20 protein-coding genes and 1 tRNA gene are annotated in these 22914 nt (G+C 62.5%); 15 read left to right on the top strand and 6 right to left on the bottom strand.

From position 1 onward, the window contains the following. Positions 1 to 16 precede the first annotated feature (16 nt). Complete coding sequence (locus A0W34_RS20665) at positions 17 to 1153, top strand: glycosyltransferase (protein WP_020908547.1); 1137 nt, start codon at positions 17 to 19, stop codon at positions 1151 to 1153. Here A0W34_RS20665 and efeB read toward each other — a convergent pair. The 3 genes from efeB to efeU are packed head-to-tail and all read right to left on the bottom strand — an operon-like array spanning position 1126 to position 4454. Beyond that, positions 1126 to 2406, bottom strand: coding sequence for an iron uptake transporter deferrochelatase/peroxidase subunit (gene efeB / locus A0W34_RS20660; protein ID WP_081558190.1), 1281 nt, complete (start codon positions 2404 to 2406; stop codon positions 1126 to 1128). The two genes, A0W34_RS20665 and efeB, sit on opposite strands and share 28 nt — an antisense overlap. Next, positions 2407 to 3537: an iron uptake system protein EfeO gene (efeO, locus tag A0W34_RS20655; protein WP_058037256.1), complete on the bottom strand. Its 1131-nt coding sequence runs from the start codon at positions 3535 to 3537 to the stop codon at positions 2407 to 2409. It abuts the gene before it with no gap. Positions 3538 to 3551: 14 nt separating this feature from the next. Further along, positions 3552 to 4454 (bottom strand): iron uptake transporter permease EfeU, encoded by a 903-nt coding sequence (gene efeU / locus A0W34_RS20650; RefSeq protein ID WP_058037265.1) that lies wholly within the window; start codon positions 4452 to 4454, stop codon positions 3552 to 3554. 140 nt (positions 4455 to 4594) lie between these two features. Between efeU and A0W34_RS20645 the strand changes: the two genes are divergently transcribed. From A0W34_RS20645 to A0W34_RS20620, 6 genes are all read left to right on the top strand, one after another. Next, positions 4595 to 5407 (top strand): lytic transglycosylase domain-containing protein, encoded by an 813-nt coding sequence (locus A0W34_RS20645; RefSeq protein WP_139799830.1) that lies wholly within the window; start codon positions 4595 to 4597, stop codon positions 5405 to 5407. Between the two features lie 214 nt (positions 5408 to 5621). Beyond that, positions 5622 to 6908, top strand: a complete 1287-nt coding sequence (eno, locus tag A0W34_RS20640; RefSeq protein ID WP_003946309.1) for a phosphopyruvate hydratase — start codon at positions 5622 to 5624, stop codon at positions 6906 to 6908. Positions 6909 to 6928: 20 nt separating this feature from the next. Then, on the top strand, positions 6929 to 7654 hold the full coding sequence (locus tag A0W34_RS20635) for an FtsB family cell division protein (RefSeq protein ID WP_232329892.1): 726 nt from the start codon (positions 6929 to 6931) through the stop codon (positions 7652 to 7654). Continuing rightward, positions 7651 to 8196, top strand: coding sequence for a DUF501 domain-containing protein (locus A0W34_RS20630; protein ID WP_003946286.1), 546 nt, complete (start codon positions 7651 to 7653; stop codon positions 8194 to 8196). The genes A0W34_RS20635 and A0W34_RS20630 overlap by 4 nt, the downstream gene beginning before the upstream one ends. Continuing rightward, positions 8193 to 9158, top strand: a complete 966-nt coding sequence (locus A0W34_RS20625) for a Ppx/GppA phosphatase family protein (RefSeq protein ID WP_081558187.1) — start codon at positions 8193 to 8195, stop codon at positions 9156 to 9158. Before A0W34_RS20630 ends, A0W34_RS20625 begins: the two co-directional genes overlap by 4 nt. Before the next feature lie 34 nt (positions 9159 to 9192). Continuing rightward, positions 9193 to 9269 (top strand) — tRNA-Leu (locus A0W34_RS20620). A gap of 93 nt (positions 9270 to 9362) precedes the next feature. On the opposite strand, the gene A0W34_RS20615 is transcribed toward A0W34_RS20620, so the two are convergent. The 3 genes from A0W34_RS20615 to A0W34_RS20600 form a co-directional block, all read right to left on the bottom strand. Further along, positions 9363 to 10049: a hypothetical protein gene (locus A0W34_RS20615; protein ID WP_007728826.1), complete on the bottom strand. Its 687-nt coding sequence runs from the start codon at positions 10047 to 10049 to the stop codon at positions 9363 to 9365. A 944-nt stretch (positions 10050 to 10993) separates the two neighbouring features. Then, positions 10994 to 11188 carry a hypothetical protein gene (locus A0W34_RS20605; protein ID WP_081558186.1) on the bottom strand — a complete coding sequence of 65 codons (195 nt, stop codon included), beginning with the start codon at positions 11186 to 11188 and terminating at the stop codon, positions 10994 to 10996. A gap of 289 nt (positions 11189 to 11477) precedes the next feature. Further along, positions 11478 to 12155 (bottom strand): TerD family protein, encoded by a 678-nt coding sequence (locus A0W34_RS20600; RefSeq protein ID WP_007728823.1) that lies wholly within the window; start codon positions 12153 to 12155, stop codon positions 11478 to 11480. A gap of 296 nt (positions 12156 to 12451) precedes the next feature. Here A0W34_RS20600 and A0W34_RS20595 point away from each other — a divergent pair, with 296 nt between their 5' ends. The 8 genes from A0W34_RS20595 to A0W34_RS20560 all read left to right on the top strand — a co-directional run bounded on the left by A0W34_RS20595 (position 12452) and on the right by A0W34_RS20560 (position 22849). Continuing rightward, a complete protein-coding gene (locus tag A0W34_RS20595; protein ID WP_225320105.1) occupies positions 12452 to 14755 on the top strand; it encodes a putative bifunctional diguanylate cyclase/phosphodiesterase in 2304 nt (767 codons plus the stop codon). Then, entirely contained in the window at positions 14748 to 17138 is a 2391-nt protein-coding gene (locus tag A0W34_RS20590; protein ID WP_156888936.1) for a putative bifunctional diguanylate cyclase/phosphodiesterase, read from the top strand. The genes A0W34_RS20595 and A0W34_RS20590 overlap by 8 nt, the downstream gene beginning before the upstream one ends. Before the next feature lie 46 nt (positions 17139 to 17184). Further along, complete coding sequence (locus tag A0W34_RS20585; protein ID WP_030536264.1) at positions 17185 to 18036, top strand: SDR family NAD(P)-dependent oxidoreductase; 852 nt, start codon at positions 17185 to 17187, stop codon at positions 18034 to 18036. A gap of 3 nt (positions 18037 to 18039) precedes the next feature. After that, positions 18040 to 18945: a TIGR03619 family F420-dependent LLM class oxidoreductase gene (locus A0W34_RS20580; RefSeq protein WP_081558185.1), complete on the top strand. Its 906-nt coding sequence runs from the start codon at positions 18040 to 18042 to the stop codon at positions 18943 to 18945. A gap of 68 nt (positions 18946 to 19013) precedes the next feature. Beyond that, positions 19014 to 19700, top strand: coding sequence for a nitroreductase (locus A0W34_RS20575; RefSeq protein WP_081558184.1), 687 nt, complete (start codon positions 19014 to 19016; stop codon positions 19698 to 19700). 90 nt (positions 19701 to 19790) lie between these two features. Beyond that, the gene (locus tag A0W34_RS20570) at positions 19791 to 20927 is read left to right on the top strand and encodes a class I SAM-dependent methyltransferase (protein ID WP_007728811.1); all 1137 of its coding nucleotides are present in this window, start codon (positions 19791 to 19793) and stop codon (positions 20925 to 20927) included. Positions 20928 to 21121: 194 nt separating this feature from the next. Further along, positions 21122 to 21973 (top strand): Bax inhibitor-1/YccA family protein, encoded by an 852-nt coding sequence (locus tag A0W34_RS20565; RefSeq protein WP_198035665.1) that lies wholly within the window; start codon positions 21122 to 21124, stop codon positions 21971 to 21973. 120 nt (positions 21974 to 22093) lie between these two features. Further along, a complete protein-coding gene (locus tag A0W34_RS20560; RefSeq protein ID WP_070162425.1) occupies positions 22094 to 22849 on the top strand; it encodes an enoyl-CoA hydratase/isomerase family protein in 756 nt (251 codons plus the stop codon). Positions 22850 to 22914 lie beyond the last annotated feature (65 nt).

Raw genomic sequence — 22914 nt, 5'->3', positions numbered from 1 at the left:
GCATAGGAGTCCGAAAATGTCAGGTGTACTCGTCCATGAATGGATAGAGCGTTCGGGCGGCGCAGAGAAGGTGCTGGACGAGTTCGTCAATTGTTATCCGGACGCTGACCTCTATTGTCTGTGGAACGATGCTCCCGGGCGTTACTCGACAACCGATGTCAACGAAAGTGTGCTCGCTGCAACGCCATTGCGTCGTAGCAAAGCGCTCTCGTTGCCTGTCATGCCGTTCACCTGGCGAGGGTTGGAGAACCGCGGCTATGACTTCGCGCTGATCAGCTCCCACGTGTTTGCCCATCACGCAACATTCAGGGAGCAGTCTGCGCGATTCCGGAAATTCGTCTACGTGCACACCCCCGCCAGGTACGTGTGGAATCCCGAACTGGACGAGCGTGGAAACTCGCCACTCGCGAGGCTGGGATCACCCATTCTGCGCAAGATCGACCGCAAAAGAGCGTCGGAGGGAGCCTCGTTCGCAGCGAACAGTGTGTTCGTCAGTCGACGGGTTGAGCGAGCCTGGGGCGTGCAATCACGGGTCATCCACCCTCCGGTGGACGTCGACCGGATCTCCGCCGTCGAGGATTGGCGGTCCCGATTGAGCGAAAACGAAATTCAGCTACTATCGAGTTTGCCCTCGCCATTCGTTCTCGGTGCCTCGAGGTTCATTCCGTACAAGCGTTTGGACTGGGTGATCCGGGCAGCCGAGCGGGCCGGAACGGCTGCTGTCATCGCAGGGTCGGGCCCGGAAGAGGATCGGCTCCGCGCGATGGCTGACTCTGCGTCGGTTCCCGTTCGAATTGTTCGGCGCCCCTCGGATGCGTTGCTTTTTGCGCTGTATCAGCAGGCACTCGCATACGTCTTTCCGGCGATCGAAGACTTCGGAATCATGCCGGTGGAGGCAATGGCTGCGGGTGCGCGCGTGATTACGAACAGCATCGGGGGAGCTTCGGAAACCGTGACACCTGGTGTCGACGGACTCCATTTCCACGACGACAGTTGGGAATCGGTGGCCGAGTGCATCCGAGATGTCGCCGCAGTGGACGTGAATGGTGCACGCTCGTACGAGAAGTACTCCGTGCGCAGATTTCGTTCCGAGATCGCAACCTGGACCGGTGTCCCGGTGTTCGGCTACGCGAACAGCGCGGAGCCCCAGTAGCTCCCGTCGGCGAGACCGCCGGGGCAAGCGAAGACCGCAGAACCGACGTGCTGGATGTATTCGTTCAGCGCATCGTGTCGTGAAAGGTTTTGCTGCATCGGAACAAACTGCTCGACCGGATTCCGGCAGTACGCAACGAAAAACAGTCCCGCGTCCAGGTGGCCGAAGCCATCGGAGCCGTCCGTGAAGTTGTATCCGCGGCGCAAGATCTGAATCCCACCGAGTTCCTCGGCAGAGGCCAGGCGCACGTGTGAATCCTCCGGGATGACGAAGTCGTGTCCCATTTTGGAATCGAGATCGAGCTCGTCGAACTCGTCCTTGCCGCCGAGCGGCGCTCCGCTGCGTTTGGAGCGGCCGATGACAGCTTCCTGTTCCTTGAGTACTGCGCGATCCCACTGCTCGATCAGCATGCGGATTCGTCTTGCGACGAGGAATGAGCCGCCCGCCATCCAGGCCTGATCGTCAGTGGGATCAACCCAGACGTGCTGGGCGAGTGCGTTTGGATCTTCCGCCTTGATGTTGGCTGTTCCGTCCTTGAACCCGAACAGATTTCGTGGTGTCGCCTGCGTCGTCGAGGTCGAGGATGTTCGTCCGAACCCGAGTTGCGACCATTTGACCGACGCGGTCCCGAACGCGACTCGCGCGAGGTTGCGGATCGCATGGACGGCAACCTGGGGGTCGTTGGCGCACGCTTGGATGGCGATGTCGCCCCCGCTGCGATTCGGATCGAGGTTGTCCGCACGGAAGTGGGGGAGATCGAGCAGGGCAGCAGGTTTCTTGTCTGCGAGACCGAACCGGTCGTCGAAAAGTGACGGTCCGAATCCGATGGTCAGGGTGAGTTGCGACGGCGCGAGATCGAGTGCCTCACCCGTATCGCTCGGTGGTGCATACGGACCGTCGCCGGTCGCTCCGTCCTCGGTTGCTTCCTGACCCGCCGTCATTCGTTCGGCCATCGCCGTCCACGTCTGCAGCAGCGTGATCAGTTCGTCGCGCGACTTCGTCGTCACATCGAAAGCGACGAAGTGCATACGATCCTGGGCCGGCGTCGTGATGCCTGCCTGATGCTCGCCGCGAAAGGCCACCACGTCTGCGTGATCGGTGCCGGAACTCTCGTCGGCGGTCACCCGCCCGATGACGGCACCGGCACCGGCCAGGACGGCGCCCGCCCCCACGGCGCCGAACAGTCGGCGCCGTGAGACTGCCTGCGGTGCTGCGCTTTCCGCAGCGGGTGTGCCTTTCGGTGAATCAGTCATCTACTGTCCCGCGACTACTTCCTGGACCTGGCTGACCTCGGCGGACAGAGCATCGATTTTACGCGAGAGTTCCTGACGCTGCGCCTCGGTCACGGTGTCGTAGTACACGAATCCGTCGCCGACCCGGAACTGCGCCAGCGCAGCGTCGAGGTCGGCGAATCGGTCAGCGATGCGCTGGGCGAGCTCGGGATTACGTTCCTGCAGAATCGGGTTCAGTGCCGCGATCGCCGCTTGTGAGCCATCGACGTTGGCCTGGAAATCCCAGAGGTCGGTATGCGAGAAGATGTCTTCTTCTCCGCTGATCTTCGACTTCGAGATCTCGTCGAGCAACCCTTGAGCGTCGCCGGCGATCTTGGTGGGATCGATCGTGTAATCGTCCGCGTTCACCTGGTCGGCAAGGTACTGGATGTCTTCGAGCAGCTGATCTGCGACCGCGTTGGTGTCCGGCTGAAGCCCGGTCACCCACAGATCCTTCTCGAGGCGGTGGAACCCGGTCCAGACCTGACCGGGCTCGAGATCCGCTTCGCGAAGGTCCAGCTTGGGATCGAGCTCGCCGAAGCTCTCGGCTTCGGGTTCGATGCGCTCGTAGTAGGTACGTGCGATCGGGAACAGTGCCTTCGCCTGGTCGACGTTGCCGGACTGGACTGCGGCGACGAACTGAGCTGCGGTGTCCTGCAGCGCGACGATCTGGCTGCGGATGTAGCGACGGTAACCGTCGGCGGCTTCGGCGAGCTGGCCGCTCTCGTCGGTGGCCGCCTGCGAATCGCCTGTGACGACGAAGTCCTGACGGATGCCGGTTCCGACCATGCCCGGCTTGCAGGCGAGCTGGTAGGTCGCTGCTTCAGGGAGAGAGACGATCAGCTGACGGGTCAGTCCTGGGCCGATGTTCTCGACCTCGCCCATCGCTCGATCACCCTCGGCGAAGACGTAGAACTCGGTGACCTTGGAGCCGTTGTTCGTCACCTGGAAGGTCGACGTGCCGGTCGTCCCCGTCGTGGCGCTGACCTCACATGAGTCGTCGGTGGCGGTGACCGTGATGTCGCCGTCGTTCGCCGTCGTCTTCTCGGTGCACGCGGCGAGGGAGAAGGGAAGTACCGCAGCCGTGGCCAGTACGAGGGTGGATTTACGCATGTCGGCAATGCCTCTCAGGATTTTTCGGGAACGTGTGTGTCGTGCGCGGGCGGGGCCGTCGGCTCGGTTGGCTTCGACGGAAGGGGACGCAGGAAGAGTGCTAGGACGACTACGAGGTAGACGAGCCATGCGACGGCTTGCAGGACGGTCGGGTCCGGGCGGAAGTTGAAGATTCCGGCGAGGACGGTGCCGTACCAGGTCGACGGGTCGTAGCCGGGTGTCAGGTTGAACGCGAGATTCGAACCGCCCGGCAGGACGTTTCCGGTCTGCAGAGCGCGAACACCGTACGAGAGGATTCCGGCGGCTACGACGATGAGGAAGATCGCCGTGTACCGGAAGAACGTCGTGAGGTTGAGACGGAGGGCGCCGAAGTACATGGCGACGGTCAAGACGGCGGCCAAGAGAATTCCGAGGAGCAGTCCGACCAGCGGCCAGGAGCTGCCGGCGGTGTTCTCTGCGTACCCCACCATGAGCAACGCTGTCTCGACGCCTTCACGACCGACCGCGAAGAATGCCAGCGACAAAATGGCGACGGGTCCGGCAATGAGCGCCTTTTCCATCCCCGCCTTGAGATCTCCGGAAATGTTCTTCGCTGCCGTACGCATCCACAGGACCATGATCGTGACGATGACGACGGCGATCAGGGAGGCAACGCCCGCGATGATCTCTGCGGTCAGGCCGTCGACCGTCGACGTTCCGTAGTGGATCGCGAAGAAGATGATCGCCACCATCGCGACGGCGATCGCGACGCCGAGCCACACCCATTTCAGTGCGTCCTTGCGCTGCGCCTTCACGAGGTAGGCGGCGAGAATCATCACCACGATGCCCGCTTCGAGGCCTTCGCGCAGACCGATCAGGCCACTGCCGAATAACTGGGTGGCAACTGATGGTGTGCTCGCGGCAGCGAGTACCGACACGGGCACGGGCGACTCCTGACAGGAAGGGTGTAACAGCTTCGGACAAGTTCGTGAGGCTAGGCCAGCCTTAACTCAGAAGAAGATACTCCATCATCGACGGCGAACCATGCCCTCACCTGTACTTTTGCTGTTCTTTACCAATGGATTCGGGAGTAGTTCACTCGCATGTGGATGATGGAGGGGTGTACCGAACTCCCGTAGCCCGCAGAAGTTCCCGGCGTCTCTCGCGAGCCGTAGCAGCAGTAGCTGCCGGAACAGCTTTGCTGGGCGCAGGCGTCGTGGCTTGCGGATCGAACGAACCGAAGGTTGCTATTCCCGAGGGCATACCCCCAGGTACCGGCTCTCCGACGCCGCCGATCGACATCAATGCTCCCGGCCGCAGTGCTGATCAACTCGCCGACTGGGCAGCGGGATTGTCGGACGACATCGGGATCGGGACGACGGCACTCGAGGCCTACGGGTACGCCGCCGCGGTGATGGCCGAGACGCTTCCCGGCTGCGGAATCGGGTGGACAACTTTGGCCGGTATCGGCAGCGTCGAGAGCCGCCACGGGACCTACGACGGCTCGTCGGTCGACGCGTTCGGCCAGGTTGCTCCGATCATTCGGGGAATCCCTCTCGACGGTGGCCCGGGAGTTGCCGAGATCCCCGACACCGACGGCGGGGCGATGGACGGCGATCCAGTGCACGACCGTGCGATGGGGCCCATGCAGTTCATCCCCGAGACGTGGCTCAAATGGGGAGTCGACGCCAACGGCGACGGCCGGGTGGACCCCGACAACATCGACGACGCTGCCCTCACGGCCGCCCGCTACCTGTGTGCACGCGGGGGAGACCTCACTTCCGCTGCCGGATGGCAGCAGGCACTGATGGCGTACAACCTCTCGGGCGACTATCTCGCGCTCGTTCGTGATCGTGCGTCGGCGTATTCAGTCGGGGTACGGCCGGACTGACGGTGATCGATCCGCAGGTCGGACCCGTGACCGCGCGTCGATAAAGAAGCCTTCGGCCCGTGCGGTTAGGCTGTGTGCTGGCACTACAGAGGTGCTGGCACTGCAGAGGCCCAGCCGCGATCGTGGTCCTCTTTCGACCGGAGGGGTCGGAGCCCAAGTGTCAAGCACGCAGAGCGTGCCCCAATGCGAAGCCCATTCGAAGGAGAACCACACAGTGGCCAGTATTGAGCAGGTCGGAGCTCGCGAGATCCTTGATTCCCGTGGTAACCCCACGGTTGAGGTCGAGGTTCTGCTCGAAGACGGAAGTTTCGCCAGGGCTGCGGTGCCGTCCGGCGCTTCGACGGGTGAGCACGAAGCCGTCGAACTGCGCGACGGTGGCGCACGCTACGGCGGAAAGGGCGTCGAGAAGGCCGTGGAGGCTGTGCTCGGCGAGATCGCTCCTGCCATCATCGGCATCGACGCAACCGAGCAGCGCACGGTCGACCAGGCGCTGCTCGACGCGGACGGCACCCCGGACAAGTCGCGTCTCGGCGCAAACGCTCTGCTCGGTGCCTCGCTTGCCGTGGCTCGCGCCGCCGCCGAGTCCTCGGGCCTCGAGCTGTTCCGCTACGTCGGTGGCCCCAACGCTCACGTTCTCCCTGTCCCGATGATGAACATCCTCAACGGTGGCGCACACGCAGACACCGGTGTCGACGTCCAGGAGTTCATGGTTGCTCCCATCGGCGCACCGAGCTTCAAGGAATCGCTGCGCTGGGGCGCCGAGGTCTACCACTCCCTGAAGTCGGTTCTCAAGGAGAAGGGCCTCTCCACCGGTCTCGGCGACGAAGGCGGATTCGCGCCCGACGTCGCAGGCACCAAGGAAGCACTCGACCTCATCACGATCGCCGTGAACAAGACCGGCCTCAAGCTGGGTACCGACGTCGCGCTCGCTCTCGACGTCGCTGCCACCGAGTTCTACACCGACGGCACCGGCTACAAGTTCGAGGGCAAGAACCGCACCGCGGCCGAGATGGCGGCGTTCTACGCCGAGCTCATCGACGCCTACCCGCTCGTTTCCATCGAGGATCCGCTCGACGAAGACGACTGGGACGGCTGGGTCGCACTCACCGATCAGATCGGCAACAAGATCCAGCTCGTCGGCGACGACCTCTTCGTCACCAACCCCGAGCGCCTCGAAGAAGGCATCGTCAAGGGTGCGGCCAACGCACTCCTGGTGAAGGTCAACCAGATCGGCACCCTGACCGAGACCCTCGACGCCGTCGATCTCGCTCACCGCAACGGCTACAAGACGATGATGAGCCACCGTTCCGGCGAGACCGAGGACACCACCATCGCCGACCTCGCGGTTGCCGTCGGCAGCGGCCAGATCAAGACCGGTGCTCCGGCACGCAGCGAGCGCGTTGCCAAGTACAACCAGCTGCTGCGCATCGAGGAAAACCTCGGCGACGCAGCACGTTACGCCGGCGAGGTTGCGTTCCCGCGCTTCGCTTTCGAGGCCTGACGGAAATCTAAGATTCAGTAGTGTCTGCACAGCGCGGTAAGCCACGATCCCCCGGCGGAAGTCCGGGGGGTCGTGGTTCCCGTCGTGGGGACACACCGTCGCGTGCGCGTCGGGACAGTGCCCGACGCCCACGCGTGTCGGAACCTTCGGTAGATCCGGAAGCAGTCGATTCCGCTGTGACAGGCCCCGCGCAACCGGGGGTCTCCGCCGAGAAAGCGTCGGCGCGAGGGTCGAAGTTGGCCCGGGGGAAGAGCGGAACCAACAAGTTCTGGTCTCGGCTTCCGAAGTCGGACAACACCATTTTCGGCTTGTCCACCAGTCGGGCAGTTGTGCTCGCGATGGTTGTGCTCATGCTGGCGCTGACACTGGCAGTGCCGCTCCGTACTTACATCAGCCAGCGTTCGGATGCCGCGCAGGTGGCGGCGGAACGTCAGGTACTCGAGGAAGAACTGCGAAAGCTGCAAGGGCAGAACGCGCGCTTCGACGACCCTGCGTACATCGAAGCTCTTGCACGAGAACGCCTTCGGTACGTCAAACCGGGCGAGACCCCGTTCCAGGTTCAGCTTCCCGGTGACTACAAGGAACCCGAGAAGAAGCAGGAAAAGGAAACACCGCTCACAGGTCCGTGGTATCGCGATCTGTGGCAAACGATTTCGGAACCGCCAGTGGTTCCCGAGACGACGACACCGGCCCCGATGCCGTTGGCGCCGATAGAGCCAGAAGAACAAGGAGTACCCACCGGGTGAGCAACACGTCCGAAAATTCCCCACAGGTTTCACAAGCGGATCTCGACGCCGTTGCCGCTCAATTGGGCCGTGAGCCACGCGGAGTGATCGAGATCGCGTACCGCAGCCCGGACGGTCAGCCGGGCGTGGTCAAGACCGCCCCCAAACTTCCGGACGGAACACCGTTCCCGACGTTGTACTACCTCACGGACCCGCGACTGACTGCCGAAGCGAGCCGTCAGGAATCCGCCGGCGTCATGCGTGAAATGACCGAACGCCTGACCCAGGATCCGGAACTTGCCGCGGCCTATCGACGGGCATACGAGTCGTACCTTGCCGAGCGGGACGCGATCGAATCTCTGGGAACCGACTTTGCCGGCGGTGGGATGCCGGATCGTGTCAAGTGCCTGCACGTGCTGATGGCACATTCGCTTGCCAAGGGACCCGGCGTCAACCCGCTCGGTGACGAGTCCGTCGCGTTGGCCGGTCACGGAAAGCTGCGCGGCACTGCAATTCCCGCGGACTGGCCTGGCATCGACGATGCCGACAACACCGACCGGTGACTCCCCGTGTCGCCGCAGTCGATTGCGGTACCAACTCCATTCGACTGCTGATCGCGGACGTCGGCGCCGACGGTCGTCTGGTGGATGTCCGGCGCGAGATGCGCGTCGTGCGACTCGGGCAAGGTGTTGATGCGACAGGGACATTCGCGCCCGAGGCCATCGAACGCACCCGGGTCGCGCTGGTCGAGTACGCGTCGATGATCGCCGATGCCGGAGCAACCGCCGTTCGCATGGTCGCCACCTCGGCTACTCGCGACGCTGCGAATCGGGAAGACTTCTTCACGATGACGCGAGACGTGCTCGGCGCGGTGATTCCTGGATCCGGAGCAGAGGTTATCACCGGCGACGAAGAGGCGCGCCTCTCGTTCAGCGGTGCTGTGGGAGAACTTGATCCGTCCGAGGGCCCGTTCGTGGTCGTCGATCTCGGCGGCGGATCCACCGAAGTTGTCCTCGGCGACACGTCGGGCGTCCAGGCTGCGTACTCCACCGACATCGGCTGTGTGCGCGTCACAGAGCGGTGCTTACCGTCGGATCCGCCTACAGCAGAGCAGGTTTCCGAGGCGACGGCTTTCGCGACCGCGAAACTTGCCGAGGCGTTCGAGGCCGTACCCGTCGAGAAGGCGCACACGTGGGTGGGTGTCGCTGGAACCATGACGACGCTGGCCGCGATCGCGCAGGATCTTCCGGAGTACGACGCCGAGAAGGTGCACCTGTCGAGGATTTCGTTCAATCAACTGTTCGACGTGTGCGAGCGTCTCATTGCTATGCCTCGGGTTGATCGTGCTGCCTTCGGCCCGATGCATCCGGGGCGGGTGGACGTCATCGGCGGCGGAGCGATCATCACCACGGTGCTGGCTCAAGCGTTCGAAGCCAAAGCCGGGATCGCCGAACTGGTTGTCAGCGAACACGACATACTCGACGGCATCGCGATGTCGGTAGCTCAGACCGACCCGATAGTCTGATCCCTGCCGCACCCGACCCGTCGGGTGCGGCAAGGCCCCCATAGCCCAATTGGCAGAGGCAACGGACTTAAAATCCGTCAAGTGTCGGTTCGAGTCCGACTGGGGGCACCACGTAGATCCTCCTGCACATTGAATCGAAAAACCCCGCTCGTCCTCTTCGGGCGGGCGGGGCTTTCCGTGGAGCAGCGACTGACCACCAAGTGGCTACTGAGCCCAGACGGTCGTCCCGGCAGGAGCATTCAGCGTGTTGACGAGATCGATGCCGGCTACGACAGCCGCGCCGCCGCCGCCGAGGATCGTTCCGGCGACACCGCCGATTCCGGCGCCTGTTGCGAGGCCACCCAGGCACAGTGCCGCGGCGACGGGGAGTCCGACGATGGTCAAGCCCAGCGGAGCGCCGACAGCGCAACCGATTCCGGCGCCGACGATGGTGCCGAGCAGGCTGCCGACCTGAGTGCCGAGTCCGAGTTGGCTCTGGAAGTGCGCAATCGCCCGATCATTCTCCTCGGGCGAGGCGACGGGCGTCCATTCCTTTGCCGCAGGCGCACTCTCGGGTCGAGGTGTTGCCTTCGCAGAATCGGTGATCGGTGTCAGCGTGAGGGTCTTACCGTCTTCACTGATCGTGCGATCGAAGGGGAACTGTAGATCCCCGAGGTTGTATGCGAGAGGCAGGGAAACAAGGTCGGCTCCCTTGCTGTCCTGCAAGACGACGGACTTGCCGTCGCCGGACACCTTGAACAGCCCGGCGTCGATGGTGGTGACGATCGACTTGTCGACGACCTTCGCTTCGTAATTCACGTCGGTCGACGGATCAGCTGATGCGATCCCTGTTGATGCTCCGACTGCAGCGACCGCTAGAGCAGTCACAGCCGCCTTCTTGAAGAAACCCATAGTTCAACCCCGTGTTCGCCTGCGTGTGCTCGCAGAAACTCGACAACTTCGGACATTGGTAAACCCCCGACAAAGCCTTCGTATTAAAGCAGACCGAAGTGACGGAAGGGATAGTTGCGCTCGGGCCGACCGGAAGCGGCCGGTGCAATCGAATGTGCAGCGTGCAGTACCAACTTGTCGAACATGTGTGCGAAAATGTGGAGATGCGGTTGACCGAGCAATCCCCGGACTGCTGCCCCAACGGACACCGGCTCACGGCGAACACATGCCTTGTCGGTTGGGAGGTCTGCGGGTGTGCCTCGACGGAGAATGGCGGACACAGGACCCATTACTGCAGGCGATGTGGTGAAACTGTCCGGACGCCGGAGTGTGTCGGCGTGGATCCGCAGAAAAGTCGGTGGAGTTGAAGTGCTGTTACGTTGTGTTTCAAAGAGATTCGCGAGAGCCTCACCCGGCGGATCGGTGCCGGGTGAGGCTTGTGGATCAGGTAGGCGGGGCGACGGGTGCGTCGCTGCTTCCTCCCGAGCTCCCGCTCGACGAGCCGGTGCCGAACAGTAGGCCGAAGAAGCCGGAGATTGCGCCGAAGAAATCGAACATGGGCGAGCCTTTCGCGAGGACGAATGCGGTCACGACAAGTGGCCGACTTGTGGTGGTGTTCAGAGAAGTTCCGTCGACATTGACGGTAAAGGCGTCGGACGAAGGCCGACTGCCGGATGAAATGTACGATTCGTCCCGGTTTGATACAAGTCTTTCCCGAGTAACAGTTACTTGAGGCTTAAATTATCGGCGGGGCCTGCCTGATCTGGGGTGCCCTGCCTGCTTGGGTGGGGCAACCAGGCAGGGCAGTGGTTGGCCGTCCCTCTCAATACCGACCTACGGCGAACCATCGGCGTTGAAACTACCCACAGTTCGTGACGTGCGCCACTTACGTACCGGTACCTTCGTTAGCCGAGGTCGGACGTTGCGGCGAAGGCGGTCGTCGACGTCCCCGCGGGGACGTGGTTCATCGAGAAATCGCGGTCCCGATCAGGGTTGACGACGCTTGCCAACAGGATCATGGCGGCGACAAAGAGAACTCCTGCGGCGAGGTAGGCGATTCTCACGGGCAGGCGCGGGCGTCGATCTGAATTCGTGGACATTCACGTTCTCCATCGGTGCATGTTGGACGAACGCCTAGTTTAACGATCAACTAATGAAAGGGTGCGAACAGTGACGCAAGATACGAAAAGGCCCTCGATCTCGGGGGAAATCGAGGGCCTTTCCGGTCGAACGTCGGCGCCGCCAAGCACATAGCGTCACCGACCCACTATCGGTGTCGAGCGTGACCCCTCATGTCCGACCCCACTTCTCGACACTATCCAGTAACTTGCGACATTGTGGATGATTCGGACATTGTCATTCGGATGGGGGAGATCCCGTCCGCAGCCCCTACTTTCGTCCGGCAGCCCATTTCATTCCCCAGTTGTAGGCCCGATCGAGATCTGACTGACTGCCGTTGATGTACTGAACTTCACGGGTCACCGTCACGCCCTGACCTGAACTCTGGATGAGAGCGATCGCGCACAGTCGCTCCTGGTTGCTGGCGGAGTCGAGTCGCACTTCCACCTCCGGCCCGTTGGTGGGATACAAGGTGACGACGCCGTCCACCGCCGCCCAGTTGGGAGCGCCGTCGTAGATCATCGCGAAGATCAGGATTCGCCGGAAAGCGCTTGGGTCACCAAGATTGACGTGCATGTTCTCGCCGCCGGTGTTCGCACCACTGCGGTCGTCGCCGTCGAGGGAGATGTAGGGCGGAGAAGTCAGTGAACCGAAACTGTTACCCAAGGCCTGAACTACTCCCTTGGACCCGTCGGCAAGTTCGTAGAGGCATCCGAGGTCCAGGTCGACCGCACCAGAGCCTGCGCCGGCGAGCTTGGCGAGAAAACCGGTCTTCTTCGGTGGTGCCCCCTGTGACCAGTTGAGGTTCACGCGCATATTGCCTTGTCGTTCACCCGCCTTCGCGAGGTTGACCGTCGGCGCCGATTTTGTGAGCGTGATCTTGCTCAGGCTGACCGGTGCTTGCGACGGAGTGGACTCGCCGGAACGTCGGGTGTAGTCGATTGCCATCGTGATAGTCCTTGTCTGAACTCGAATGAGTCCGATCGTGTTACCCGTCGAGGAATCTCCACCGACGTGATCGGCGATCTCCGGCCATTGTCCCTCATGTCTGATTTCAACCCATAGGCATCAAACTTGCGGCGCCAACTTGCGGCAGACCAGCAGTTTGCTGATTACTGTGTCTGTGGGCAGACGCGACCCCGAAATAGGGTGGACGCACTGGTTGACACGGCAACGTCCAATTACGGAAGAATTGCTGAGTCGGACGTCCGATTCAATTGCGTCGTGGGAGCGGGAGGTAAGTGATGCCAGTCCTGTCGCTTCTGCAACCCCGCCAGAGAGAAAGACTGACGCCCGCCCAACGTGATGACGTAACTCGTGAGCAGATAGCCGTTACCTTCGGCGTGCTGCCATGGGCCGCTGCCGTCCACCTCGTCGTCACACTCGGGCTGACGTTGTATGTGATTCCCCCGGACGGCGGACCGCTGCCGCGTGTGTGGCCATTGCTGTCCGGCGTGATCGGGTTGGTGGGGATGTGCGTGGGTCTCGCCATTCATTTCAACCTGATCACACCCACGTACCGGATGTCCTACGCGTTTCTCATCGTCGAATTTGCTGTAGTCGGGATCCTGTATTCCTCGCTCGCCCTGGTCCTGTACCCGATCCTGGACGATTCCGGCGATCTGATCCTGATAGCGGTCACCACATCGATCACCGGTGCCGGAGCCGTGGCCACCGCGATGTTGCGAGTGGTGGGGGTCACCTGGGTCCTGTCCAATCTGATAATCCTCGGGGTGGCATTCTGGCTTCAGCCGGGACCCGAGTTCGAACGAATTCTCATTGGAATGATCGCCTATGGCGCGGCTCTGATCGGCGGCACGATAGTGGTCTCGGGCAACCTGGAATCTCGCTATCGAGCTGAATTGAGCGCCGCGTCGGAACGATCGGTCGTGCAGATGCTTCTCGAAGACTTCGAAGGCAACGCCGGGGACTTCGTGTGGGAGACGGACCAGAAAGGCAAGTTCAACCGAATCCCGACGCGGCTCGCGGTCGAAGCGGGGCTGGACTCCACCGAGTTGCAGGGAACGGCGTGGCAGGACCTGTTCATGGAGTTGGGCACCCTACGGATCCCCGGCGGGATCGATGCGCTCATGGAGTTGCAGCAGGCCCGCCACACGAAGACCGCATTCGTCGACGTGCTCGTTCCGGTCCGAGTTCACGGTGAAATTCGGTGGTGGCAGATCTCCGGACGCCCGCGCCCCGGCCGTACACCCGACGAGTTCGTCTGGCGAGGAGTCGGTTCCGACGTCACGGAAGTAAAACTGCAGAGTGACGAGATCGTGCGGATGGGTCGTGTGGACGCACTCACCGGTATGCCGAACCGGCACAGCTTCTGGACCGAGCTCGAGCGACTGCTGCGCGAGCCGTACACAAGCGAAAGTGGTCTCGCGTTGGCCATGCTCGACCTCGACAACTTCAAGTCGGTCAACGACACACTGGGACACACCGTTGGCGACGCGGTTCTGCGAGAGGTCGCGGATCGCCTGTCCGAAGCCGGCGGGGTGTCACAGTTGTTCGCACGTCTGGGGGGAGACGAGTTCGCGGTTCTTTTCACCGATGTGGGTGACAGCTCACAAGTTCGTACTCTGCTCGGCCGCTACATCGAAACTCTGCACGAGCCGATCACAGTGGCCGGTACGCGGTTGGAGATCGGATGCAGCATCGGGTACTACCTCCCCGACGAGCTGCCGTCCTCCGCCGACGAGATGATGGGCGCTGCGGACCTGGCCTTGTTCGCGGCAAAGGAATCCGGGCGCGGGGCCGTACGTGAATATCGAGACTCGATGAAGTCCGTGGCCGATCGGCGGGCCCGCCTGCTCGAAGATCTGGGAAACACTGTCGCGGAGAAGGACCTCGAACTCGAGCTGTTGCCCAGGATCGACGTGGTTTCCCGCGAGATCGTGGCCGTGGAAGTCCGCGTGATCTGGCACAACGCCCGCCTCGGTGCCGTTACGTCCGCCGAATTCATGAGCGTCGCAGACGACACCGGTTTGGCGTACTCACTGGGGACTACCGTCTTCGAGTTGGCCTGCGAGGCGGCGTCCCGCCTTCCTGATCACCTGCGGGTAGCCGTCGCGGTATCGACGCGTCAGCTCGAATCGGATTCCTTTGTCGTCGCGATAGGGGATTCGCTTCGACGATCAGGTGTCAGTGCACATCAGCTCGAGCTCCAACTCAACGAATCATCGGCGATCACCGACGAGTCCAAGTTTGCGTTGCACGCCATCGCGGACATGGGAATCGCGCTGACCGTGGACGAGTTCGGCGCCGGATTCTCCTCGCTCGCATCACTGTCCGGCCTTCCGTTCACCCGAGTCCGGATAGAGCGCTCCATTTCGGGTGCAGTGCCTGGTGGACGGTCGATCCTCGAAGCTGTCGTGGATCTGGTCGACGCGTTGGGAATGGAGGTCGTCGTCTCGGGAGTCGACGGTGAGGAAGACTTGAAGTCCGTGGCCGCTGCAAGGGTGAGGACTGTTCAGGGATACATCGCCGGCGGAGCCATGTCGGTCGACGCGGTCGCAGCGGCGGTAGCAGGCCGACGTGGATGACCCGGCAGTACTCCGTAGGCGTCGTGTCGAGACGTCGGTGCGCAAACTCGGTCGCAGCGGCACGGAACAACACCTCTCGGATTACGATCGCCGTCGCCTACTCGATCGACGACTGCGGTTCACCGCGCGCGTACTGCCGTGGTCGTTTCTGACCGCAGCGGTTGCGTTGTCAGCGATCGTGGTGCTTCTACCGGTGGATTCCGGATGGTTCACCTTCGCCTGGTCGAGCGTCATGCTGTTGTCGAGCGCTGGATTCAGTGTGTATTGGCTCCGGCGCTCGCGTCTCGGCGTCTCCGAGTCCCAGACCACCGAACTGGTGGTACTCACAGTCGAAATCATTGTCTGGGGAGTGCTCCTGGCGTGCTTGGCTCTCGTTCTCTTTCCGATGCTCGATCCTCGTGACGAGTTGGTACTGAGCTCGACCTTGATCGGTGGGATCGCGGTCGGCGTGTTTCCCACCATGATGTTTCGCGGAATCACTGTGGTCTGGATCAGCCTGGTGGGAGTCGGGTTGGCCGGGGCGTTCTGGACGGAACCGGGCACATCGCGTTTCGTGCTGATCGGGGTGCTGGTCGTCTTTGTAGGTTCGCTCTACAGCGGAACTTTGCTGTTGGCCAAACTTTTCGAGAGACGGCTACGCGCCGAACTCATAGCCGAGGACGAACGAGATCTCGTCGAGTTGTTGCTCAACGATCTCGAAGACGGAGCACAGGATTGGCTCTGGGAGACCGATTCGCGCGGTATCGCCAGTACCGTGTCGTATCGATTCGCCGAGCAGGTCGGTTTGCCGGCAGCACAGATTCGGGGCCGCACAATGCACGAGATCCTGATCGGGATCGGCGCGTCCCGAACAGATGTGGGCAGGAAGTCCCTTGATCTCCTCGCCGCGAATTTTCAAGCCGGGACGGCGTTTCGGGACCTCACCATGCAGGTCGTCGTTCGGGGCGATACTCGCTGGTGGTCGATGTCAGGTCACCCGGGCAGTGGCGATGGGGCGACCTACGGGTGGCGCGGTGTCGGATCCGATATCACGCACTCGTATCACCAGCGCCAGAACATCTTGCGATTGGCAGAGATCGATTCGTTGACCGGTCTCAGAAATCGGTACAGCTTCAACGCTCAACTGTCTTCGCGGATTCGGGACGGACACAGGGTGTGGCTGGCAATTCTGGATCTGGACAACTTCAAGTCGATCAACGACCGGTTGGGACACCACATCGGAGACGACGTGCTTCGCGATGTTGCCGGCAGACTGCACAGCGTTCTGCGATCGAACGAGATCTGTGGCCGACTGGGGGGTGACGAGTTCGCCATCGCCTTCGACGACGTAGCCTTCGACGACATCGGGAGTGCAGATGAGGTGGAGAAGAGATTCCAAACGATTCTCGACTCATTCGAACGACCATTTTCACTGGTCGGCAACCAGATTCGCATTCGTGCCAGTCTGGGGTACGGCTCGATGCCCGACGACGCCGACAGCCTCGAAGACCTGGTGATTGTCGCGGACCTCGCGCTTTACCACGCAAAGGAGAGCGGTCGGAACCAGATTCGCGCCTTCGATGCGACTTTGCGGGATCGTGCGACGGGTAGGGCCAGGGCATTGTTGGATCTTCGTCGTGCGTTGATCGACGAAGAGTTCGAGTTGGTTTATCAGCCACAGGTCTCGGCCGCGACGGGAGTTGTCGTCGGGTTCGAGGCTCTGCTGCGGTGGAACCATCCGACTTCAGGTCTCGTCTCGCCGGGAGACTTCATTTCGGTCGCCGAGGAAACCGGCTTGATCGTGCCGATCGGTGCAGGTGTTCTGAGGGCTGCCTGCACGGCGGCGACAACGTGGCCGGAGGACATTCGGGTTGCCGTCAACGTTTCTCAGGTGCAACTGCGTTCGAGTCGATACGTCGACTCGGTACGCCGGACACTGATCGAGGTGAACCTCCACCCCAGCCGACTCGAGATCGAGGTGACCGAATCGTTGGTCATCGACGACGCCGACCGAGATGTGTTGGTACAGCTCTCGGCGCTCGGCATCGCCATTGCGATGGACGACTTCGGCACAGGGTTCTCCTCGGTTGCCAGCTTGGCCCGGCTGCCGCTCGATCGGTTGAAGATCGATCGGGCGTTCGTCGCACCGCTGGACGCGGATCCCTCGAATTCGAGGTTCGCTGTCTTGCGAGCCGTCATCGCGATTGCCAAGTCTCTGGGGCTGGACACCGTCGCCGAGGGCGTGGAGACGGAGAGGCAGCGCGCGATAGTGACCGAGTGCGGATGTGACGTGATCCAGGGGTACCTCGAGGGAATGCCGATACGGGCAGCCGAGATTCCGCACTATTTGAATGGGCGACTCGGCGGTTCGAGCAGGTGGGGTGTCGCGGCTACCACTGAGTGAGAACTTTGCGCCCGTTTTGCCGATCGATGTGTGACGGTACGCCGAAGTGCTTCACATCGAACTGCAGAAGGGTGTCTTCGTGGTGGTCGGATCGGCGTACTCCCCAGGGCCGATGTTGGTGGGTAAGAAGGCAGTGGTCACAGGCGGTTCCCAGGGAATCGGCGCAGCGATTGTTCGAGCATTTGCATCGCATGGCGCGTCAGTTCTGGTTGTCGACGTGGCTCCTCTTGGCGACGTCGAATTCGACTCGGCTGCAGGTGGTTCGATCAACTATCTCGAGTACGACGTGCGGACGCGGGAAGTCCCCGTAGCGTTGACCGAGTTCGCGCCGGACGTCCTGGTGAACAACGTGGGTCATTTCCTGAACCCGCCGACAGAGTTCACCGGTACGGATCCAGGTTTCTGGTCCGAGGCCGGCAGCATCAATTTCGATCACGTCGTGCGTCTGACCCATGCCCTGCTTCCCGGCATGATCGACCGCGGTTTGGGTGGATCGATCGTGAACCTGACGACGGTGGAGGCGCATCGAGCGATCCCGGGCCACACGATGTACTCGGCATACAAGGCCGCGCTGACACAGTTCACCAGAAGCCTTGGTGTGGAGATCGGTCGAACCGGAGTGCGCGTCAACGCCATTGCCCCGGATCTGATCGAGTCGGTACAGGTGCCGTATCGCACGATCGTTCCTGCCGACGACTGGGACAAGTGGCCGGGGTGGGCACCGTTGGGCGGACCGGGCCAGCCGGTCGACATTGCCGGCCCCGCACTGTTCCTGGCTTCCGACCTGGCGAGATACATCACCGGAACCGTGATCCACGTCGACGGCGGCTCGCACGCTGCCGGAGGCTGGTTCCCCACAGAAGAGGGTGGCTGGACCAACCGGCCCCGAAAGGCTTGACACATGACAACTTTCAGTCTGAACGTTCCCAACTTCGGCACCACTCTCGCGGAGGACTCCTACGCGAAACTCGTGCAGGTCTGTCAGAACGCGGAAGCTGCCGGCTTCGACCGGGTCCTCGTCACCGATCACGTGGTGATGGGCTCGGACAACTCGGCGTACACGTGGTCGGCGTTCCCCACCGAGCCCGACGCCAACTGGCTCGAGCCGCTGACCGTCCTGGCTTTTGTTGCCGGACAGACGAAGACAATTCGCTTGGGGACCGGAATCGTCATCGCGACGCTGCGCGGGGGAGCGGTACTGGCCAAGACGGCCGCGACACTCGATCTGCTCTCCGGGGGCCGACTCGACCTTGGCGTCGGAACAGGTTGGCAGGAACGTGAATACGAGGCGGCAGGTATGGACTTCGGTAAAAGGGGACCACTGCTCGACGACGCTCTCGCAGTGTGCCGGGCCCTGTGGAGTTCGGCGCCGGCGAGCATCGACACCCCTCGTCTGAAGTTCGACGACGTGTACTGCGCGCCCCGTCCGGCCGCTGGAATCCCGATCTGGGTGTCCGGTTCGCTCTCCAAGGCCGTTGTACGACGCGTCGCAACCTGGGGTGACGGGTGGATTCCGATCATGGGTGCCGCGGACGAGGACCTACGTGAAGGGATCGACGTCATCGGCAAAGCGATGGCGGATCTCGGACGCGATCCAGCGGAATTGCAGGTCCGTGGGCGACTGACCGTCGTACGCGGGTCCGACGGTTCGATCGACCTCCCGGCGACGATGATCGGCGCCGAGCAGCTGCTCGAATCCGGTGCCACCGATGTGCTGGTCGCGCTGGCGGCAGTAGATCCGGATCCGGATGCGGCGATGGCAGAGTTCGGCGAGCTGGTGGCGGCCTTCGCAAAGGTGACCCGCTGACGATTGCGTCGAGGCGGTAGTTCTATCGTGCGAAGTGTTGTAGTGCAGCCTGATCGAGGAGAGAACACATGACCGAGAGCATCGTCGTGGATACGAGCCTGGAAGCGTTGCTCGACGCCCGGATCAGCTGCCGCGCCTACGAGGACCGTCAGGTGCCACGTGAGGTGATCGAGGAGATCCTTCGGCTGGCGCAGAAGACGCCGTCGTGGTGCAACACGCAACCGTGGCAGGTCGCGATCACCGAAGGGGAGGGCACCGAGCGATTCCGCGCCGGCCTCGGTGAGTACGTGATGGCCAACGCCCAGGAGTCGGACTTCGAGTTCCCGCGCGCGTACCAGGGCATCTACAAGTCGCGTCGGTTCGACTGCGCGATGGCGCTGTATTCGAGCGTCGGAATCGAGCACGGTGACCGCGCCGGATCCGCGGCACAGACGATGAAGAATTTCGAGCTCTTCGGCGCTCCCCACGTCGCGATCATCACCACCGACGAGGCATTGGGCACCTACGGCGCAGTCGACTGCGGGTTGTACGTGAACAGCTTCCTGCTCGCGGCCCAGAGTCTGGGGGTCGCCACCATTCCGCAGGCGGCGCTCGCGGGCAGCTCCAAGTTCATTCACGAGTATTTCGGTATCGACGACACTCGCAAGGTTGTCTGCGCGATCTCGTTCGGATACCCCGACGCCGACCACCCGGTGAACGGATTCCGCACCGAACGCGAAACCGTCGACAACGTCGTGCAGTGGATGTCGAACTGACAGGGATGTCGAACTGACAGGGATGTCGAACTGATCACCTGCTGGTCGGGGGATTGAGTGTTGCGTAGTTCCACCTGAAAGACTGGTGGCATGTCCGACACACCCGAACTGTTCGATCGTCTGCGCCGATTCCCCGATGTCGAGGCACCCAATCTCTTTGCCGTCGATGCGGCTGATCGTCTGATCCTCGACGAGGCCGCCGACGCTCTTGCCGCGGCACCGGCGGGCACCGTCGTCGTGATCGGCGATCACTACGGTGCGCTGACTGCCGGTGTTGCGCTCGTGCACGGAATCGCCGCCGTGCGCGTTCACCAGGATCCGCTCACCGGAGAGCTGGCCCTCGCGAACAATGCGCGCGAACTCGGATTCAGTGACGCCTTCACCTCGCACGGACTGGACGAGGAGTTGCTCAGCGGCGCCCGCGTCGTGCTTATGCAATTGCCGCGTAGCCTCGCCGAACTTGCCGAGATCGCCCAGCTGATCGCGCTTCACGCCGACCCGGCGGTTCGTGTCTTCGCCGGTGGGCGTGACAAGCACATCACCCCGGCGATGAACAAGGTTCTCGGCGAATCGTTTTCCGACGTCAGCGCCTCGCGTGGGCGTCAGAAGTCCCGCGTACTCAAGGCTTCGGAACCGAAGCCCGATGTTGCTATCACGTTCCCGGTGACCGAACGCCTCGACGAATTCGACCTCGACGTCGTTGCTCACGGCGCAGTGTTTGCCGGTGCGAGCCTGGACATCGGCACCCGGTTGCTCCTCGAGAACCTCGGAAAGATTGCGGTCGATCCGCTGAGTGACGTGATCGATCTGGGTTGTGGCAGCGGCATTCTCGCGGCGGCGATTGCGCGGAAGTTCCCGGACGTGCACGTGATCGCAACGGATCAGTCCTCGGCAGCCGTCGCTTCGGCCCTGGCGACCGCGTCCGCAAATGGCGTCGGCGATCGAGTGAGCGGCCTGCGCGACGACGCCGTGAGTTCGTTGCCCAGTGCGAGCGCGGATCTGGTTCTGTTGAACCCGCCGTTCCACGTCGGCGCGGCGGTCCACACCGGCGGAGCACTCAAGATGTTCGAAGCTGCCGGCCGTGTCCTGCGTCCCGGTGGCGAGTTGTGGACTGTTCACAACGCGCATCTGGGGTACCGCGAACCGTTGAAAGCCGCGGTGGGTCCGAGCGAGGCGATGGCGAAGAACGCGAAGTTCATCGTGATGAAGTCGGTCAAACCGTCCTAGTATCGAAAAGGGACGAGTGTCGACGAGTGTTGATCTTCCGGAAATGCGCCGGGAACTACAACCGAAGCTTCGACGTTGTAAATTACGAGTGCTTTACTTTTAGTCAGGTACACGGACCGTGTCGGAAACTCGGATCCGTCCGGCGAACCCGCGACGCACCCGTCGTAGGCCACCACGATGAAGGGATGATCACGGTGCGCACCACCAGCAACCCGGTGTTCCGCAATCTGCCCAAGCAAGAGGGCAACGGATACGCCTCGTTCGGATCTGCGACGGCGGGCGCCTCGCAGGCAACCCAGCAGTTCGGTCAGCCGCAGTACGCTCCGGCCGAGCCGTACCAGACCGGTCCCACCTCGCGGGCCATGACGATCGACGACGTCGTCACCAAGACGGGCATCACGCTCGGTATGCTGACGATCTCGGCACTGGTGTCGTACTTCCTGGTCAACAACAACGCCGACCTCGCAGCCCCGCTGGTCATCGGCGGCGGTCTCGTCGGCCTCGTTCTGGTTCTGGTCGCTACGTTCGGCCGCAAGATGGACAACCCGGCAATCGTGTTGGCGTACGCCGTCGCCGAGGGTCTGTTCCTCGGTGCGCTGTCGTTCATGTTCACTGATATTCAATTCGGTGGCGTCGGCGGATCCGCACTGATCGCGCAAGCAGTCCTCGGAACGTTCGGCGTGTTCTTCGGCATGCTGGTCGTCTACAAGACCGGTGCGATCCGGGTGACACCGCGTCTGACGCGAATGATCATCGGCGCATTGATCGGCGTTGTCGTTCTGGCCCTCGGTAACCTCGTCGCGAGCTTCTTCGTCGACGGCGGGCTGGGATTGCGTGACGGCGGAACGCTCGCCATCATCTTCAGCCTCGTCTGCATCGGCATCGCAGCCTTCAGCTTCCTGCTCGACTTCGACGCCGCTGATCAGCTGATCCGTGCACAGGCGCCCGAGAAGGCAGCCTGGGGCGTCGCATTCGGCCTCACCGTCACCTTGGTCTGGCTGTACGTCGAGATCCTGCGTCTGCTGAGCTACTTCAACAACGACTAGTTCTCGAGTCGATCCGTAACACGAAGAAGGGCCCCGCGAGGGGCCCTTCTTTTGTCGTCTGTGGACGGTTACGGTGCTTGGATACCTAGCAACTGCTTGGTTTGGAACGAAGGGGAGCGAATGTCGACAAACACCTCTGAACCCATCCTGGTCGCGGATGCCGGAGCAGTGCGAACGCTGACCTTCAATAATCCGAGTCGCCTGAACGCATTTGATGCAGCCGGTTTTCGAGCGTTCACCAAAGCGCTCGACGACGCGGCGTCGGACGAAGCCGTGGCCGTGGTGATCGTCGAGGGCGCAGGCAAGGCATTTTCCAGTGGCGTCGACCTACGCGCACTCGCCGAACCAGGCGCAGACAACGCCGACTTCGGCCACGCATTCGCACCGCTGATCGTCGCGCTGGTGGAGTTCCCGAAGCCATTGATCGCCGCGGTACACGGCGCTGCCGTCGGCATCGGCCTGACCATGCTGCTTTACTGCGACGTCGTCTACGTTGCCGAGGACGCACGTCTGCGGGCACCGTTCACTTCGCTGGGTACAGCTCCCGAAGCTGCCAGTAGTTGGTTGCTGCCCAAGGTGATCGGAACGCAGCGAGCCGCCGAGCTGATCCTGTCGGCCCGGTGGCTCAGCGGCGTCGAAGCTGCCGCCTACGGACTGGCGACAGCCGCCGTGCCGGCCGACCAGGTACAGGCACGCGCCCGCGAGAGCGCCGAGCAGATTGCCGCCAACGTCGGACCGGCAGTCCTTGCCGCCAAACGACTGCTCCGTCACGGATGGGCGGACGAAGCTCGCGCTGCCGTGCAGCGTGAGGACGACGCTGCGCGAGAGTTGATTCGCGAGTTGGGGAGTTTTGCTCGGAAGTTCACGACTACCTGAAACCCGACCACACGAAAGCGGCCGCCCGGCAGAAGCCGGGCGGCCGCTTTCGACGTGCTCAGGGG

It is taken from the genome of Rhodococcus sp. BH4, assembly GCF_002079265.1.
GTDB classification, from domain to species: Bacteria; Actinomycetota; Actinomycetes; order Mycobacteriales; family Mycobacteriaceae; genus Rhodococcus_F; species Rhodococcus_F qingshengii.
Note: the sequence above shows the minus strand (reverse complement) of the source record. Positions and strands in the feature narration are given on the sequence as shown.

What these genes read in the sequence shown, in the direction of transcription:
- A0W34_RS20665 (WP_020908547.1), top strand. Translation starts at nt 17, where the DNA reads ATGTCAGGTGTACTCGTCCATGAATGGATAGAGCGTTCGGGCGGCGCA.
- efeB (WP_081558190.1), bottom strand. Translation starts at nt 2,406, where the DNA reads ATGACTGATTCACCGAAAGGCACACCCGCTGCGGAAAGCGCAGCACCG.
- efeO (WP_058037256.1), bottom strand. Translation starts at nt 3,537, where the DNA reads ATGCGTAAATCCACCCTCGTACTGGCCACGGCTGCGGTACTTCCCTTC.
- A0W34_RS20645 (WP_139799830.1), top strand. Translation starts at nt 4,595, where the DNA reads ATGGATTCGGGAGTAGTTCACTCGCATGTGGATGATGGAGGGGTGTAC.
- A0W34_RS20615 (WP_007728826.1), bottom strand. Translation starts at nt 10,049, where the DNA reads ATGGGTTTCTTCAAGAAGGCGGCTGTGACTGCTCTAGCGGTCGCTGCA.
- A0W34_RS20605 (WP_081558186.1), bottom strand. Translation starts at nt 11,188, where the DNA reads ATGTCCACGAATTCAGATCGACGCCCGCGCCTGCCCGTGAGAATCGCC.
- A0W34_RS20600 (WP_007728823.1), bottom strand. Translation starts at nt 12,155, where the DNA reads ATGGCAATCGACTACACCCGACGTTCCGGCGAGTCCACTCCGTCGCAA.
- A0W34_RS20595 (WP_225320105.1), top strand. Translation starts at nt 12,452, where the DNA reads ATGCCAGTCCTGTCGCTTCTGCAACCCCGCCAGAGAGAAAGACTGACG.
- A0W34_RS20580 (WP_081558185.1), top strand. Translation starts at nt 18,040, where the DNA reads ATGACAACTTTCAGTCTGAACGTTCCCAACTTCGGCACCACTCTCGCG.
- A0W34_RS20575 (WP_081558184.1), top strand. Translation starts at nt 19,014, where the DNA reads ATGACCGAGAGCATCGTCGTGGATACGAGCCTGGAAGCGTTGCTCGAC.
- A0W34_RS20570 (WP_007728811.1), top strand. Translation starts at nt 19,791, where the DNA reads ATGTCCGACACACCCGAACTGTTCGATCGTCTGCGCCGATTCCCCGAT.
- A0W34_RS20560 (WP_070162425.1), top strand. Translation starts at nt 22,094, where the DNA reads ATGTCGACAAACACCTCTGAACCCATCCTGGTCGCGGATGCCGGAGCA.